Source organism: Streptomyces albiaxialis, from assembly GCF_039530985.1.
Taxonomy (GTDB): Bacteria; Actinomycetota; Actinomycetes; order Streptomycetales; family Streptomycetaceae; genus Streptomyces; species Streptomyces albiaxialis.
Map to the genome: position 1 here is coordinate 415228 of NZ_BAAAPE010000013.1, position 15088 is coordinate 430315.

Annotated in this window: 15 protein-coding genes; 9 read left to right on the forward strand and 6 right to left on the reverse strand. The window is 71.4% G+C overall.

Features of this window, described 5'->3' with window-relative positions; all coding sequences use genetic code 11:
• Positions 1-7: 7 nt before the first annotated feature.
• The gene (locus ABD343_RS25500) at positions 8-679 is read right to left on the reverse strand and encodes a pirin family protein (protein ID WP_344531660.1); all 672 of its coding nucleotides are present in this window, start codon (positions 677-679) and stop codon (positions 8-10) included.
• A gap of 62 nt (positions 680-741) precedes the next feature.
• Here ABD343_RS25500 and ABD343_RS25505 point away from each other — a divergent pair, with 62 nt between their 5' ends.
• The 5 genes from ABD343_RS25505 (at position 742) to ABD343_RS25525 (ending at position 5718) form a co-directional block, all read left to right on the forward strand.
• A complete protein-coding gene (locus ABD343_RS25505; RefSeq protein WP_425578294.1) occupies positions 742-1944 on the forward strand; it encodes a PucR family transcriptional regulator in 1203 nt (400 codons plus the stop codon).
• A gap of 100 nt (positions 1945-2044) precedes the next feature.
• Positions 2045-2992, forward strand: a complete 948-nt coding sequence (locus ABD343_RS25510; RefSeq protein ID WP_344531662.1) for an ACP S-malonyltransferase — start codon at positions 2045-2047, stop codon at positions 2990-2992.
• A 22-nt stretch (positions 2993-3014) separates the two neighbouring features.
• The gene (locus tag ABD343_RS25515) at positions 3015-4049 is read left to right on the forward strand and encodes a ketoacyl-ACP synthase III (protein ID WP_344531663.1); all 1035 of its coding nucleotides are present in this window, start codon (positions 3015-3017) and stop codon (positions 4047-4049) included.
• A gap of 72 nt (positions 4050-4121) precedes the next feature.
• The gene (locus tag ABD343_RS25520; RefSeq protein WP_344531664.1) at positions 4122-4370 is read left to right on the forward strand and encodes an acyl carrier protein; all 249 of its coding nucleotides are present in this window, start codon (positions 4122-4124) and stop codon (positions 4368-4370) included.
• Between the two features lie 82 nt (positions 4371-4452).
• A complete protein-coding gene (locus ABD343_RS25525; protein WP_344531665.1) occupies positions 4453-5718 on the forward strand; it encodes a beta-ketoacyl-[acyl-carrier-protein] synthase family protein in 1266 nt (421 codons plus the stop codon).
• Positions 5719-5839: 121 nt separating this feature from the next.
• On the opposite strand, the gene ABD343_RS25530 is transcribed toward ABD343_RS25525, so the two are convergent.
• Positions 5840-6706, reverse strand: coding sequence for an NAD(P)-dependent oxidoreductase (locus ABD343_RS25530; RefSeq protein ID WP_344531666.1), 867 nt, complete (start codon positions 6704-6706; stop codon positions 5840-5842).
• A gap of 212 nt (positions 6707-6918) precedes the next feature.
• Positions 6919-7413 carry a DUF3145 domain-containing protein gene (locus ABD343_RS25535; RefSeq protein ID WP_344531667.1) on the reverse strand — a complete coding sequence of 165 codons (495 nt, stop codon included), beginning with the start codon at positions 7411-7413 and terminating at the stop codon, positions 6919-6921.
• Positions 7414-7712: 299 nt separating this feature from the next.
• On the opposite strand from ABD343_RS25535, the gene ABD343_RS25540 reads away from it, so the two are divergent.
• Both ABD343_RS25540 and ABD343_RS25545 read left to right on the forward strand, forming a co-directional pair.
• On the forward strand, positions 7713-8690 hold the full coding sequence (locus tag ABD343_RS25540; RefSeq protein ID WP_425578267.1) for an SGNH/GDSL hydrolase family protein: 978 nt from the start codon (positions 7713-7715) through the stop codon (positions 8688-8690).
• 94 nt (positions 8691-8784) lie between these two features.
• Positions 8785-9780 (forward strand): zinc-dependent alcohol dehydrogenase, encoded by a 996-nt coding sequence (locus ABD343_RS25545; protein ID WP_425578295.1) that lies wholly within the window; start codon positions 8785-8787, stop codon positions 9778-9780.
• 95 nt (positions 9781-9875) lie between these two features.
• Here ABD343_RS25545 and ABD343_RS25550 read toward each other — a convergent pair whose 3' ends face one another.
• Positions 9876-10304, reverse strand: a complete 429-nt coding sequence (locus tag ABD343_RS25550; RefSeq protein ID WP_344531669.1) for an organic hydroperoxide resistance protein — start codon at positions 10302-10304, stop codon at positions 9876-9878.
• 97 nt (positions 10305-10401) lie between these two features.
• Entirely contained in the window at positions 10402-11451 is a 1050-nt protein-coding gene (locus ABD343_RS25555; protein ID WP_344531670.1) for an NADP-dependent oxidoreductase, read from the reverse strand.
• A 93-nt stretch (positions 11452-11544) separates the two neighbouring features.
• On the opposite strand from ABD343_RS25555, the gene ABD343_RS25560 reads away from it, so the two are divergent.
• Positions 11545-12102, forward strand: coding sequence for a MarR family winged helix-turn-helix transcriptional regulator (locus ABD343_RS25560; protein ID WP_344531671.1), 558 nt, complete (start codon positions 11545-11547; stop codon positions 12100-12102).
• On the opposite strand, the gene ABD343_RS25565 is transcribed toward ABD343_RS25560, so the two are convergent.
• Positions 12099-13322 (reverse strand): PucR-like N-terminal domain-containing protein, encoded by a 1224-nt coding sequence (locus ABD343_RS25565; protein ID WP_344531672.1) that lies wholly within the window; start codon positions 13320-13322, stop codon positions 12099-12101. The two genes, ABD343_RS25560 and ABD343_RS25565, sit on opposite strands and share 4 nt — an antisense overlap.
• A 691-nt stretch (positions 13323-14013) precedes the next feature.
• Between ABD343_RS25565 and pgfA the strand changes: the two genes are divergently transcribed.
• Complete coding sequence (pgfA, locus tag ABD343_RS25570) at positions 14014-14997, forward strand: cell envelope lipid trafficking protein PgfA (protein ID WP_344531673.1); 984 nt, start codon at positions 14014-14016, stop codon at positions 14995-14997.
• Positions 14998-15088 lie beyond the last annotated feature (91 nt).

The following is a 15088-nucleotide window of genomic DNA, read 5'->3' on the forward strand; positions in this document are numbered from 1 at the left end:
CGCGCGCTCAGCCGTAGCTCGGCTCGGCGTGCATCTCCCACATCAGCAGCTCGGCCGAGCCCTGCCCGCGCACCTCCAGGTCTCTCGCGTCGGCGATCCGCGCGGCGTCCCCCGTCCGCAGGGTCGCGCCGTCCAGCACGGCCTGGCCCCGCACCATATGGACGTACATCCAGGCCGCGTCGGGCACGGCCGTACGCTCCCCGTCGCCCAGGCGCCGTACGTGCAGGACCGCTTCCGTGCGCGGCAGCGCGAAGGGCGTGCCGTCGGCGATGCCCCGGACGACCTCGTACTCGGGCTCGGTCCCGAACGTGCCGGGCACGAGCCACATCTGCACGAAGCGCAGCGGCTCGTCCCCCGCGTTGCGCTCGACGTGCCGTACGCCGCTGCCCGCACCGAGGCGCTGCACGTCGCCGGGGCGTACGAGCGAGGTCTCTCCCAGGGAGTCCTGGTGCTCCAGCAGTCCTTCAGCGACCCATGTCACGATCTCGACGTCCCGGTGCGGGTGGAGCGGGAAGCCGGCGCCCGGGGCGAGCCGTTCCTCGTTGCAGGCCACCAGCAGGCCGAAGTTCACGTTGTCCGGGTCGTAATGGCCCGAGAAGGAGAAGGCGTGCCGGGTGTCGATCCCGGCGTCCGCGTCCCCGCCCCGGTACCGGTCGTCCGCTCGCCACACCTGCGTCATGGCCCCACCGTAGACCGCGGCCGGGGGCCGCTGTCCGCCCCAGCGCCCTCCCGCGCCTTCCGATAAGGCAGGCTTGTCCCGTGCCAGAACCCACAGACCCGTCTCAGCATCCGCATACCGCCACGCTCCGCAGGCTGGAGCAGTCCTCCGGCAAACTCGCGGCCGCCGCCATCGCGCGCATGGACGAGCAGCTCCCCTGGTACCGCGCGATGCCCCCGGAGAACCGTTCGTGGATCGGCCTCGTCGCGCAGGCGGGCATCGCCGCGTTCACCGAGTGGTTCCGGCACCCCGAGACGCCGCAGGCCATCAGCACGGACGTGTTCGGCACGGCCCCGCGCGAGCTGACCCGCGCGATCACCCTGCGGCAGACCGTCGAGATGGTGCGGACGACGATCGAGGTCGTCGAGGCCGCCATCGACGAAGTCGCGGCCCCCGGGGACGAGTCGGTGCTGCGCGAGGCCCTCCTCGTCTACGCCCGCGAGATCGCCTTCGCCACCGCACAGGTCTACGCGCAGGCGGCCGAGGCACGCGGCGCGTGGGACGCCCGGCTGGAGTCCCTGGTGGTCAACGCGGTGCTCTCCGGCGAGGCCGACGAGGGCGCCGTCTCCCGCGCGGCGGCCCTGGGCTGGAACTCCCCGGAGCACGTCGCCGTGGTGCTCGGCACGGCACCGGACGGCGACAGCGAGCTGACCGTCGAGGCGATCCGCAGGGCCGCACGGCACGCCAAGCTCCAGGTGCTGACGGGCGTGCTCGGCAGCCGTCTGGTGGTGATCGCGGGCGGCTCGGACGATCCGCTGCGGTCCGCGAAGTCCCTGATCGGGCCGTTCGCGGCCGGTCCCGTGGTGGCGGGCCCCGTGGTGGGCGACCTGCTCGCGGCGACGCGCTCGGCGCAGGCCGCGATGGCCGGGCTGAAGGCCTGCGCGGCCTGGCCGGACGCGCCCCGTCCGGTCCTCGCGGACGATCTCCTGCCGGAGCGCGCGATGGCGGGTGACCCCGTCGCCCGCGAGCTGCTGGTGGAGGAGATCTACAGACCGCTGGAAGAGGCGGGGTCGGCCCTGCTGGAGACACTGAGCGTCTATCTGGAACAGGCGAGTAGCCTGGAGGGCGCGGCTCGGATGCTCTTTGTGCACCCCAACACCGTGCGCTACCGGCTACGACGTGTGACAGACGTCACGGGCTGGTCGCCTTCCGATGTGCGCTCCGCCTTCACACTGCGTATCGCGCTCATCCTGGGACGTCTCGCCGACTTCGGGAGCCGTCCGTAGGTTCAAGCGCGCCTTTTGTCGAGGGCCCACAATTCCCCTCACCGTTCTTCGTCCCGGTCCTCACCGGCGGGGACCACAGCCCACAAGAGAGAGTGAGAGAGTGCTCGTACTCGTCGCTCCCGGCCAAGGCGCCCAGAAGCCTGGCCTCCTGAAGCCCTGGCTCGAACTCCCCGGTTTCGCCGACCGGCTCGCGGAGTGGTCGGCCGCGATCGGCCTCGACCTCGCCCACTACGGGACCGAGGGCGACGCCGACCAGATCCGCGACACCGCCGTCGCCCAGCCGCTGCTCGTCGCCGCGAGCCTGCTGTCCGCCGAGGCGCTGCTCGACTGGCGCCCCGGCCAGGAGTCCCCCGGCTCGCTGGACGCCGCGGGCGCGCTCGCCGGCCACAGCGTCGGTGAGCTGGCCGCCGCGGCCCTGGCGGGCGTGCTGACGCCCGACGACGCCATGAAGGTCGTCCGGACCCGCGGCAAGGCCATGGCGGACGCCGCCGCCGTCACCGAGACCGGCATGGCCGCGGTCCTCGGCGGGGACGCGGAGAACGTCGTCGCGCACCTGGAGAAGCTGGGCCTGACCCCGGCGAACATGAACGGCGCGGGCCAGATCGTCGCCGCCGGAACCGCCGAGCAGATCGCGGCCCTCGGGCAGGACAAGCCCGAAGGTGCCCGTGTGATGCCGCTCAAGGTCGCCGGTGCCTTCCACACGGAGCACATGGCCCCGGCGGAGCCCGCGATGAACGAGGCCGTCAAGGGCATCGAGCCCGGCGACCCCGCCGTGCGGTACGTGTCCAACCTCGACGGACAGGTCGTCGACTCGGGCTCCGAGGTCGTTCGACGGCTGGTCCACCAGATCTCGGCCCCCGTGCGCTGGGATCTGTGCATGGAGACCTTCCAGGAGCTGGGTGTCACCACCCTCATCGAGCTGTGCCCCGGTGGCACGCTCACCGGGATCGCCAAGCGTGCCCTCCCGGGTGTCCGCACGCTGGCGCTGAAGTCCCCCGACGATCTCGAAGCTGCTCGCGCGCTCATCGCCGAGCACGCGTCGTCCTGAACCCGAGGAGTCCCTGAGTAGCATGACCGCGAAGATCAAGCCCGCACAGGGCTCCCCGTACGCCCGTATCCTCGGCGTCGGCGGCTACCGGCCGACCCGCGTCGTGCCGAACGAGGAGATCCTCAAGCACATCGACTCCTCCGACGAGTGGATCCGCTCGCGCTCCGGGATCGCCACCCGGCACTGGGCCGGTCCGGAGGAGACGCTCGCGGAGATGACGCTGACGGCCGCGGGCAAGGCCGTGGCCGACGCGGGCATCACCGCGGACCAGGTCGACGGGGTCATCATCGCGACGGTCTCGCACTTCAAGCAGACCCCGGCCATCGCCACCGAGATCGCGGACCGTATGGGCGCGGGCAAGGCCGCGGCCTTCGACGTCAACGCGGGCTGCGCGGGCTTCGGCTACGGCCTGACGCTCGCCAAGGGCATGGTCGTCGAGGGCAGCTCGAAGTACGTGCTCGTCGTCGGCGCCGAGCGGCTCTCGGACCTGACGGACCTCACGGACCGCTCCACCGCGTTCCTGTTCGGCGACGGCGTGGGCGCCGTGGTCGTGGGCCCCTCGGAGGAGCCGGGCATCGGGCCGACTGTCTGGGGCTCGGAGGGCGACAAGGCGGACGTCATCTCGCAGACCGTCCCCTGGGACGACTACCGGGTCGGCGACGTCTCGCAGCTCCCGGTCGACGAGAAGGGCGAGCTGAAGTTCCCCGCGCTCCGGCAGGAGGGCCAGACGGTCTTCCGCTGGGCCGTCTTCGAGATGGCGAAGGTCGCCCAGCAGGCCCTCGACGCCGCCGGACTGGCGCCGGAGGACCTGGACGTCTTCATTCCGCACCAGGCCAACATGCGGATCATCGACTCGATGGTGAAGACCCTCAAGCTGCCGGACAGCGTCACGGTCGCCCGTGACGTGGAGACCACCGGCAACACCTCGGCCGCCTCCATTCCGCTCGCGATGGAGCGGCTGCTGGCGACCGGGCAGGCGAAGAGCGGCGACACCGCCCTCGTCATCGGATTCGGGGCGGGTCTCGTTTACGCGGCTACGGTCGTTACTCTCCCTTAGTCAAGATCCAAGCAGCCCCGTACAAAGGCGTCGGGCGCTGCGGACTCACCGCACATACCGAAGGAGCGCCGAATGGCCGCCACGAAGGAAGAGATCGTCGAGGGTCTCGCCGAGATCGTCAACGAGATCGCCGGGATCCCCACCGAGGACGTGCAGCTCGAAAAGTCCTTCACCGACGACCTGGACGTCGACTCGCTGTCCATGGTCGAGGTGGTCGTCGCCGCCGAGGAGCGTTTCGGCGTGAAGATCCCGGACGACGACGTCAAGAACCTGAAGACGGTCGGGGACGCGACCAACTACATCCTCGAACACCAGAGCTGAGACATCCGTTGACGCGTTTGTCGCCACCCGGCCGACGGGTGGCTCAAACGAGGTCACCCCTACCAGTGGAGAAAGAATTCCAGTGAACGCGACCAATCGCACCGTGGTCGTCACCGGTATCGGCGCAACCACACCGCTGGGTGGCGACAGCGCATCGACCTGGGAAGGTCTCGTCGCGGGACGCTCCGGCGTCCGGCTCCTGGACGAGGAGTGGACCGCCGACCTTCCCGTGCGGATCGCCGCCCGGGTCGCGGTGGAGCCGACCGAGACCATCCCGCGCGCGCAGGCGAGGAAGCTGGACCGCTCGGCCCAGTTCGCGCTGGTGGCGGCCCGCGAGGCCTGGGCCGACGCGGGCTTCAACGCCCGTGCCGGTGAGGACACCGCCGTGGACCCGGACCGGCTCGGCGCCGTCGTGGCCTCCGGCATCGGCGGTGTCACCACGCTGCTCAGCCAGTACGACACGCTGCTGGAGAAGGGTTTCCGCAGGGTGTCCCCGCACACCGTGCCGATGCTCATGCCGAACGGCCCCGCCGCCAACGTCGGCCTGGAGGTCAACGCCCGTGCGGGCGTGCACACTCCGGTCAGCGCCTGCGCCTCGGGCTCCGAGGCCGTGGGCTACGGCATCGAGATGATCCGCACCGGCCGCGCCGACGTGGTCGTCGCGGGCGGTACCGAGGCGGCGCTGCATCCGCTGCCCGTAGCGGCGTTCGCCAACATGATGGCGATGTCCAAGAACAACGACGACCCGCAGGGCGCCTCGCGCCCGTTCGACGTGGACCGCAACGGCTTCGTCCTCGGTGAGGGCGCGGGCGTGGTCGTCCTGGAGTCGGAGGAGCACGCGCGGCGGCGCGGCGCCCGGGTCTACGCCGAGGCGATCGGCCAGGGCATCTCGGCCGACAGCCACGACATCGTGCAGCCCGAGCCCTCCGGCAACGGCATCGCGCACGCCCTCCAGAACCTCACGGCGAACACGAGCCTCGACCCGTCGGAGATCGCGCACATCAACGCGCACGCGACCTCCACCCCGCAGGGCGACCTCGCGGAGCTGAAGGCGCTGCGCAAGGTCTTCGGCGACGACGTGGACCACATGGCCATCTCCGCCACCAAGTCGATGACCGGCCACCTGCTGGGCGGCGCGGGCGGCGTGGAGACCGTGGCCACGCTGCTGGCACTGCACTACCGCCTGGCTCCGCCGACCATCAACATCGACACCCTCGACCCCGAGGTGGACGCCGACATCGTGCGCGGCGAGACACGCGCCCTCCCGTCCGAGGGCCGTATCACCGCGCTGAACAACTCGTTCGGCTTCGGTGGCCACAACGTCGTGCTGGCGTTCCGCACGGTCTGATCCAGCACGCGTACGCGTGGGTAACGCGCTATAGGCGTACGTGTAAGGGGCGTCCTCCTCGGGAGGGCGCCCCTTACACGTTCCGCTTACACGTCCTGCTTACACGTTCCGCTGGGGCGCGTCAGTCGAAGCTGGCGAAGTAGGAGGCCGCCGCGTCCTCCCTGCCGTGCCCCCGCTCCTCCGCGCGGCGCAGCCGTGCGGCACCCGCGGGAGCGAGGTCCAGCCGGACGCCCGCCTCCTCGGCGGCACGGGAGATCAGTTCGGCGTCCTTGCGGGCCCCGGCGAGCGGAAAGCTGGCGGAGAATTCGCCGTCGAGGATCAGTCCGGCCTTCATCCGCAGGTACGGCATGTCCAGCGGGCCCCCGCCGACGGCTTCCAGGAACGAGCGGGGGTCGAAGCCGAACCCCTCCGCGAGGGCGAGAGTTTCCGCCGTCCCGTTGATGACGGTGAGCACCCAGTTGTTGACGACCAGCTTGAAACGGCTGGCGGCGCCCGGTTCCGTGCCGAGCCAGAGCGTCTTCTGCCCGATCGCGTCGAAGACCGGCGCGGCGTCGTCCCGTACGTCTTCGGGGGCGGCGGCGAGCACGGTGAGCTGCCCGGACTCCGCGGGCGCCTTGGTGCCGAGCACCGGGGAGTCGACGAAGCGGAGCCCGTGCTCCCCGGCGAAGCCGGTCAGCGGCGGGATGCCGTCCGGGCCGACGGTGCTGGCCTGCGTCCAGAGGGTGCCCTCCGCGAGGCCGGGCGCCGCGGCCCCCATCGCCTCCAGCACGGAGGGCGCGTCGAACAGCACGGTGAGCACCACGTCGGCGCCCCGCACCGCGTCGGCCGCGTCCTCCGCGACACGGATCCCCTCGTCCGCGAGGGGCAGGGCCTTGGCGTGGGTGCGGTTCCAGGCGCGGACGTCGAGCCCGGCGCGCGCGAGGTTGCGCGCCATGGCGGCACCCATGGTCCCGGTGCCCAGGACGGCTACTGAGGTTCGGTCAGACATGTCCGGCACGGTACGGCTTGGAGCACGCTCCAGGGCAAGCACGACGCCCCGGCGCGGCCCCCGGCACGAGGACGGGCACGGGACGCGTACGGGCGGGACGCGGCACGGGTGGGTGCGAGCCGTCGCGGGCCGCGACGCCCCTGGCAGGGGCGACCCCGTGAGCCCGGCAGGGGCGACCCCGCAAACCCGGCAGGGGCGACCCCGTGTGCCGCCTACACGACCTGGTGCAGCCAGCGCACGGGCGCGCCCTCGCCCGCGTACCGGAACGGCTCCAGCTCGTCGTCCCAGGGCTTGCCGAGCAGCCGGGAGATCTCGGCCTCCAGGTCGCTCTCGCCGCGCGAGGCGCGGGCCACGGCGGCCCTGAGGCGGTCCTCCGGGATGAGGATGTCGCCGTGCATGCCGGTCACGGCGTGGAAGATCCCCAGCTCGGGCGTCGAGCTGTACCGCTCGCCCTCGGCCGTCGGGCAGGGCTCGGCGGTCACCTCGAAGCGCAGCAGGTGCCAACCGCGCAGCGCGGAGGCGAGCTTGGAGGCGGTGCCGGGATCGCCCTGCCAGGAGAACTCGGCGCGCCAGGTGCCCGGGGAGGCGGGCTGTCTGATCCAGTCGAGGTTCACGCGCGCGCCGAGGACGCCCGCCACGGCCCATTCGACGTGGGGGCACAGCGCGCGGGGCGCCGAGTGGACGTACAGAACTCCACGTGTCGTCACCGGGACCTCCAGTGCGGTCCGAGGGTCGCCTCGCCGAGCGGCCTCGATCACCTACCGGTCATGCGCCGGTTCAGCGCCTGACATTTTTGCACCATCGGTCACTTCCCTACCAGCTCCCGAGGTTACGAATAGTAAACACCACCGCGCTCAAATATCCCCGAAAGGGACAGGAAGTGACGCGAGGTAATATTTACCAGCCGCTGTGCGCCCCCGCGTCAGCCAGTCACGGCCAAGCTACCGTGCGACGGCGCACGGTGAGTGACGTACCGTCGGATGGGGACCAGCGAACAGGGGGCCGGATGACGGACAGCCGCAGCGACACCGACAACCCGTCCCACGGGCTTACCCGCTCCTCCGGCCGGACACGCACCCGGACCGTCACCATCTGCGCCTTCGCCGCGATGCTCGCGGGCGGCCTCGGACTCGCCGCCGCCTGCGGGGACCCCGGAGGTGGCGGAAGCGACAGCTCCGCACAGCGTGCCGGTTCCTCCGCGCGTCCCCAGCACAAGCCGTCGCCGTCCCCCACCCCGATCTGGGACAGGAAGCCCGAGTCCCTCGCCGCCGTGGGTGACTCCATCACGCGCGGCTTCGACGCCTGCTCGGTGCTCGCCGACTGCGTGAAGGTGTCCTGGGCCACGGGGACCGAGCCGGAGATCGACAGCCTGGCCAGCCGCCTGTTCGACGACCCGCGGGGCAAGAGCTGGAACCACGCGGTGAGCGGGGCGGTGATCGCCGACCTGCCCGACCAGATGCGCAAGGCGGCCGCCTCCGGCCCCGACATGATCACCGTGATGAGTGGCGCCAACGACGCGTGCAGGCCGTCCGTCGGGGAGATGACCCCCGTCGAGGACTTCCGCGCGAGCTTCCGCGAGTCCCTGCGCGTGCTCCGTACGGAACAGCCGAAGACGCAGGTCTATGTCTCCAGCGTGCCCAACCTCAAAAGACTGTGGGAGCAGGGCCGGAAGAACCCCATAGGCCACCGGATATGGAACCTCGGCATCTGCCAGTCGATGCTCAAGGACCCCAACGCGATGGACAAGGCGGCCCAGGACCGCCGCCAGCAGGTCTACGACCGGGTGGTCGCGTACAACTCCGTTCTCAAGGAGGAGTGCGCCAAGGACCTGCGCTGCCGGTACGACAACGGCGCCGTCTTCCGCTTCCGCTTCACCGGTGAACAACTGAGCAACTGGGACTGGTTCCACCCGAGCAAAAAGGGGCAGCACAGTCTCGCGGAGCTGGCCTATCGGGAGATCACCTCTCCTCGCACCGCGCGCTAGTGGGTGAAGGGAGCCGTCAGTGACCACTGCCGCAGGACCGGCCGGGGCGCCCGGCCGGGCGGGACCGCCGGCGTCGGGGAGTGCCCGCGCCGTCGTGGTCGACCGGCCGGGCGAGCACCGGATCGTGAGCGGGCCGCAGCCCCTGCCGGAACCCGGCGAGGTGCGGATCGCCGTGCACGCGGCCGGGATCTGCGCCGGCGACCGCGAGCTGTACGACGGCACCCGGCACCCGGACTACGTGCGCTATCCCGTGACACCCGGACACGAGTGGGCGGGGACCGTGGATGCCGTGGGCGAGGGCGTGGACCCGGCTCTGGTCGGGCGGAAGACCGTCGCGGAAGGCTTCCGCGCGTGTCTGGCCTGCGAGCGCTGCCGGGAGGGCGCCACCAACCTGTGCGCGGGCGGGTACGACGAGACGGGCTTCACCCAGCCCGGCGCCTTCGCCGACCGGCTGGTGCTGCCCGCACGGCTGCTCCATCCACTGCCCGACGGCGCCGACCTGCGCGCCGCCGCGCTGCTGGAGCCCGCGGCCGTCGCCGCGGCGGCGGTGCTGGCGGGCGCGCCCCGGCCCGGTGACCGCGTGGCCGTCGTCGGCGCGGGAACGCTCGGCCTGCTCGCCGTCCAGCTCCTCGCCGCCTCGTCCCCCGCGGCCCTCCTCACGGTGGAGCCCCGCTCCGCGCGCGCCGAGGAGGCGCTGCGGCTGGGCGCCGACCGGGCGTGCGCGCCGGAGGAGGCGGGCAAGGAGGCGGGCGGTTACGACGTCGTCCTGGAGACGGCGGGCGCCGACGTGTCCGCGCAGGACGCGTGCATGCTGGCGCGGCGCGGCGGGCGTGTCATCCTCACCGGCATGTTCGACCCGGGGGCGCTCGGTGTGGATCCCCTGCACCTCGTCGTGAACCAGCTCACCGTCGGTTCCGTGTTCGGCGCCTCGTCCGCCGCGTGGTCCTTCGCCGTACGGGCGTTCACGGGCGGGCTGCTGGACCCCGCGCCCCTGATCACGCACGAACTCCCTCTGACATCCTTCGGGGAGGCGATGGCGGTGGTCGGCGCCGAGGGGCCGGACACCGGCAAGGTGCTGCTGCGGCCCTGAGCCTCTGAGTTACGGACGCCGACCGGCCAGCATGCGGTGGGGGCCGCTCCGTCGCTCGGGACGGGGCGGCCCCCACGTAGGTCCTGCCGCGCCGGTTACTTCACGCTGAGCGTGACCTCGATGTTCCCCCGGGTGGCGTTCGAGTACGGGCAGACCTGGTGGGCCTTCTCCAGAAGGGACTTGGCGGTGTCCGCGTCCACGTTCGGAATGGTGGCCGAGAGGGCGACGGTGAGGCCGAAGCCGCCCTCGGGGGTGCTGCCAATGCCGACCTCCGCAGTCACGGTGGAGCCGGAGATGTCGGCGCCCTCCTTGCGCGCGACGACGCCGAGCGCGCCCTGGAAACAGGCGCTGTACCCGGCGGCGAAGAGCTGCTCCGGGTTGGTGCCCGCGCCGCTTCCGCCCATCTCCTTGGGCGGGTTGACGACGACGTCGAGCTTGCCGTCGTCGGTGGCGACGCGGCCGTCCCGGCCGTTCTCCGCGGTGGCGACGGCCGTGTACTTGACGTCTATGGGCTGGATTGCCATGGGTCCTCCTGTCGGTGGCACGGCCGGGGGACTCGCGCCCAAATCCCGCCGGCCGGTGCCGAGCCTAGTCGCCCGCTGGTGAGGCGTCCTCCGGAGGTCAGTCCGCGAGACTGACGATCATCTTGCCCGTGTTCTCGCCCTTGAGGACGCCGAGGAAGGCATCCACCCCGTTCTCGATCCCCTCGACGATCGTTTCGCGGTACTTCAGCTCGCCGGACCGGACCCAGGCGGAGACCTCCTCGAAGAACTGCGGCTGGAGCGCGGTCTCGTCGCTCACGAGCATCCCCTGGAGACGCAGGCGCTTCCCGATGATGAGGGCCAGGTTCCGAGGGGCGGGGGTGGGCTCCGTCGCGTTGTACTGCGAGATCATGCCGCAGATGGTCGCGCGGCCGAAGGTGTTGAACGAGCTGATGGCGGCCTCCAGATGGTCGCCGCCGACATTGTCGAAATAGACATCGATGCCGTCGGGGGCGGCCTCGCGGAGCTGGTCCGCTACGGGAGCCGACTTGTAGTTGAACGCGGCGTCGAACCCGTACTCCTCCCTCAGGAGGCGGACCTTCTCGTCGGAGCCCGCGCTGCCGATGACGCGGGCCGCGCCCTTGAGCTTGGCGATCTGGCCGACCTGACTGCCGACCGCGCCCGCGGCGCCGGAGACGAAGACGGTGTCGCCCTCCTTGAAGGAGGCGGTCTTCAGCAGTCCGGCATACGCCGTGAGGCCCGTCGTGCCCAGGACGCCGAGGAAGGCGGTGAGCGGGGCGATCTCCGCGGAGACCTTGGTGGCGTACTTCGCGGGCAGCGTCGCGTACTCCCTCCAGCCCACGAAGTGCGCGACATGGTCGCCCGGAGCGAAGCCCTCGGCCCGGGAGGCGACCACGACGCCGACCGCGCCGCCGTCCATGGGCTCGTCGAGCTTGAAGGGGGCGATGTAGCTCTTCACATCGTTCATCCGCCCCCGCATGTACGGGTCGACGGAGAAGTGGAGATTCCGCACGACGATCTCGCCCTCGGCGGGCTCGGCGACGGGCACCTCGCGCAGTGCGAAATCGTCAGGGGTCGGCCAGCCCGAGGGGCGGGCGACGAGGTGCCAGGCCCGGGCGGTGGCCGGAAGGGACGCGTCGGCGGGCTGGGGCGATGCGGATGCGCTCATGGTGACGTGCTGCCTCTCCAGAACATTTCAGGTACTGAAACAACCATGCACCTCGATATTTCACCTTGTCAAGCATTGGAGTACCCTGGAGTCATGGCAGCCCGCTCTTCAGCACGCACCCGTCCCGCCGACGCGCTCACCCTCGAGGTTCTCGAACTGGTCGGCACGGTCGTCGCGCGTTATCACGAGGAGTACGAACTGGCCGCGGCGGAGCACTCGTTGACCGGTGCCCAGGCGCGCGTGCTGGCGCTGATCTCCCGCGAGCCCACCCCCATGCGCAAGCTGGCCCAGCGGCTCAAGTGCGAGCCGTCGAACGTGACGGGGATGGTCGACCGCCTGGAGTCGCGCGGCCTGGTGGAGCGCCGCGCCGACCCCGCCGACCGCCGGGTCAAGGTCGCCGCGGCCACCGACGAGGGCCGCACCACCGCGTCCCGTCTCCGCAGCGCCCTCGACTTCGCGGGAGAGCCCCTCGCCGGGCTGACGCCCCTGGAGCGCACCCTCCTGCGCGATCTGCTCAAGCGGATGCTCGGCCAGGAGCCGGAGGGAGCGGAGGGAGCGCAGGGGACGGACGAGCAGGCAGGGACGGAAGCCGCCGAGACGGCAGCGGGAGCGAAGAAGCCGGAAGAAGCGGGGGAAGGATCGCGGCCCTAGCCCAGCTCGCCTCGGAGCCGCATCGAGCGCAGGACCAGCTCCAGCTCGAAGCGGCTGTCCGGGTCGTCGATGTCGTCGCCCCACAGCTCCCGGATCTGGCGGAGCCGGTAGCGCACCGTCTGCGGGTGGACGCCCAGCCGTCCCGCGACCTCGGGGGCTCCGCCCCGGGTCTCCAGCCAGGCCAGCAGGGTCTCCGCCAGACGGCGGCTGTGCGTGGGCCCGCATTCGGCGAGAGGCGCGAGTCTGCGCCGGGTCAGTCCGGCGATGAGCTCCTCCGGGGGCAGCAGGACGAGCGCCTCGGTGTGCTCCGTGCAGTAGAGCAGCTCTCCGCCGGGGAGCAGGCCGCGCTCCATCAGGCCGACGGCGGCCTGGGCCCACCGGAGCGACTTGACCGCGTCGGCGAGCGGCACGGGAGGACCGACGGCTCCGGCCCATCCGGTCGTCGCCCTGCGCAGCAGTTCCGTCCGCCCCGGGGCCTCCGGTTCGGGCACGACCATGCGTGGCTGCTCGCAGTCCATGTCGAGCAGGACCTCGTCCCCGACGGCGGGCGGCACGGCCGACCGCGCGGGCCGTACGAGCACGGCGACGGCGACTGTACGGGGCACGCGCCAGCCGATGCGGGCCGCGCGGTCCGCGAGCAGGTCGGAGGGCTCACCGGCGGAACGGTGGTGATGGTGCTCGGAGAGGAGCAGGTCGAGCAGGCGCCGCTGGAGGCGCAGCCGCTCCCCCGCCTGCCGGGCCGCGGCCTCGGCGTAGCCCCGTACGGACTCGGCGACCAGTCCGTCCAGGTACTGGAAGCCCGACTCGGCCAGCTCGTACATCGCGGGCGGCGGGATCTCCATCTGGGTGCCGATCTCGGCGAGCCGGCGCCAGGCGAGGCGGATGCCGAGGCGGTAGATGGCCTGGAGGGAGTCCAGGCTGCGTCCCTGGAGCACCTCTCCGCGGCCGAACTCCTGGAAGACCTGTGGCGGCACGTGCGGGGCCTCCAGGCCCGTCGCCAGGTGCTCGACGAAGTGCTCCAGGGCGCGGCGGATGCCGATGAGGGCCATGGGTTCGCCCGAGTCGTCCAGGACGAGCGGGAGCCCGGGGTACTCACGGCGGATGGCGCCGAGGATGTCCTCGGCGAGCACGGGCACCTCGGCCATGGCGCGCTCGGCGAACTTTCGCACGCGCAGGGGCGGGACGTCCTGCCAGGCCGAACGGACCGGAGCGGCCTTCACGGGATCATTCCCCCGGTTCGGGTGAGGCGTCGGCGGAGCCGGATGCTCCGCCTCCGGGCTCATCCGGGGAGCCTCCCTGGGACGGCTCGGCCGAGCTTCCGGCCGCTCCTGCGGTCCCTGCCGATTCGCCGGGAGAGCTGTCCGGCGACCCGCTGGGGGAGCCGCTCGGTGATGCCTTGGGAGAGCCGCTCCGCGACGGCGAGGCCGACGGCGCAGCGGACTCCAGACCGGGCACCTCGTCCGGCGACGAGTGGAAGTGCACCAGGGGAACGTTGGGCTGGTCGGGAGTCGCGTTGAGCGAGGCGACGATGCCGAGGCCCGCGCCGACGGCTAGTGCCGCGGCGACCGCACTCGTGAGTGCGGCGGCGAGGAGTCTGTGCATGGCGGCGGCGAACCTCTCTTCGTGAGTGCCGTGACGGCCGTGATGGTCGTGCTGGCCAATACGGACCGCGCGCACACGGCCCTACGGCTCCGCCCCAGGAGCCAACCCCTCTTGAGTTGCCGAGTGTCGGTAACCATTGACTCCGTGTCAAGGGACGGCCTACGGTTTCCGGCCCATAAGGACCGTACCCACGAGTACTCCACGCTCTTCACGGACCGACCGTCGTTCGTGCACCTCTCCGCCGCAGCACCGCACCTGCCCCAGGACCACCCCTGCCGCAGGACAAGACCACCCTCGGAGTGCCCCGCCATGCGCCGTCACGCTTCGCCCCTCGCCCTGGTTCTGCTGGGCCTGGGTGTCTTTCTGCTCGTGCTCGCACCGATGCTCGCCTACTACGTCGAGCCACGTGCCAAGCGGAATCCCACGGACGTCAACATCACCTCGGTCTTCTACGGCAAGGGGAAGTACTTCGACCAGGGAGAGCTGAAGACCAAGAGCGACCAGAAGCTCAAGGTCACGCGGCGGGTGCTCGGCAATGTCGCGGCGAGCGAGAAGAGCGGCCGCGCGGTGTGGGACGTCTCCCAGACGATCGACAGCCCGAAGACGGTCAAGCTGGATGATCCTCGCAAATCGTTCCAGTGGACCAAGGAGCGCTGGGTGACCGACCGGAAGACCAACCGCCCGGTGCGCTGCTGCAAGGCGAAGCCCTCGGCGGGCAAGGTCTTCAGCGGTGAGGCCTACCTGAAGTGGCCCTTCGACGTCGAGAAGCGCGACTACACCTGGTGGGACAGCACCCTGGGCGGCACGGTCCCGCTGCACTACAAGGGCAAGGCCAAGGTCCGCGGGTACGAGGGCCTGCGCTTCACCGGGACCGTCGAGGCCAAGCGGGCGGGCTCCCGGCAGGTGCCCGGGATGCTGGTGGACCGCCCCAAGAGCGGGCAGGTCTTCGCCGAGCAGTGGTACTCGAACTCGGGCCTGGACTTCATCGTGGACGAGCGCACGGGCCGCATCCTGTACGCCGCCACGGGCCCCCGGATGACCCTCCGGGCGCCCGGCGGCAAGAAGGACAAGGTGACCCTGCTCCAGAGTGACAAGCTCGCGTTCGACGCCAAGACGCAGCAGGAGGCGGTGGACCTCGCGAAGGACGACAACGACCGTCTGGAGCTGGTCAGCAGCACGGCCCCGCTGGGTGCCGTCATTGCCGGTGGCGTCCTCGCGGTGGCCGGTGCGGTGCTGGTGATCCGGGGCAGGCCGGCCCGCGGTGGAGGGCAGGCCGCCACGGGCGGGATGTGACGACGACATGTGCGCGACGCACTCCGCGAATCCCGAGGAGAAGCCCGGAGAACCGAACATGGCGCTTACACGGGCTTCCCTCGGAGCGCGA

Bases quoted from the DNA above. Each gene is read 5' to 3' on its own strand.
- ABD343_RS25530 (WP_344531666.1), bottom strand. From the start codon at position 6,706: ATGTCTGACCGAACCTCAGTAGCCGTCCTGGGCACCGGGACCATGGGT.
- ABD343_RS25500 (WP_344531660.1), bottom strand. From the start codon at position 679: ATGACGCAGGTGTGGCGAGCGGACGACCGGTACCGGGGCGGGGACGCG.
- pgfA (WP_344531673.1), top strand. From the start codon at position 14,014: ATGCGCCGTCACGCTTCGCCCCTCGCCCTGGTTCTGCTGGGCCTGGGT.
- ABD343_RS25520 (WP_344531664.1), top strand. From the start codon at position 4,122: ATGGCCGCCACGAAGGAAGAGATCGTCGAGGGTCTCGCCGAGATCGTC.
- ABD343_RS25560 (WP_344531671.1), top strand. From the start codon at position 11,545: ATGGCAGCCCGCTCTTCAGCACGCACCCGTCCCGCCGACGCGCTCACC.
- ABD343_RS25555 (WP_344531670.1), bottom strand. From the start codon at position 11,451: ATGAGCGCATCCGCATCGCCCCAGCCCGCCGACGCGTCCCTTCCGGCC.
- ABD343_RS25515 (WP_344531663.1), top strand. From the start codon at position 3,015: ATGACCGCGAAGATCAAGCCCGCACAGGGCTCCCCGTACGCCCGTATC.
- ABD343_RS25540 (WP_425578267.1), top strand. From the start codon at position 7,713: ATGACGGACAGCCGCAGCGACACCGACAACCCGTCCCACGGGCTTACC.
- ABD343_RS25550 (WP_344531669.1), bottom strand. From the start codon at position 10,304: ATGGCAATCCAGCCCATAGACGTCAAGTACACGGCCGTCGCCACCGCG.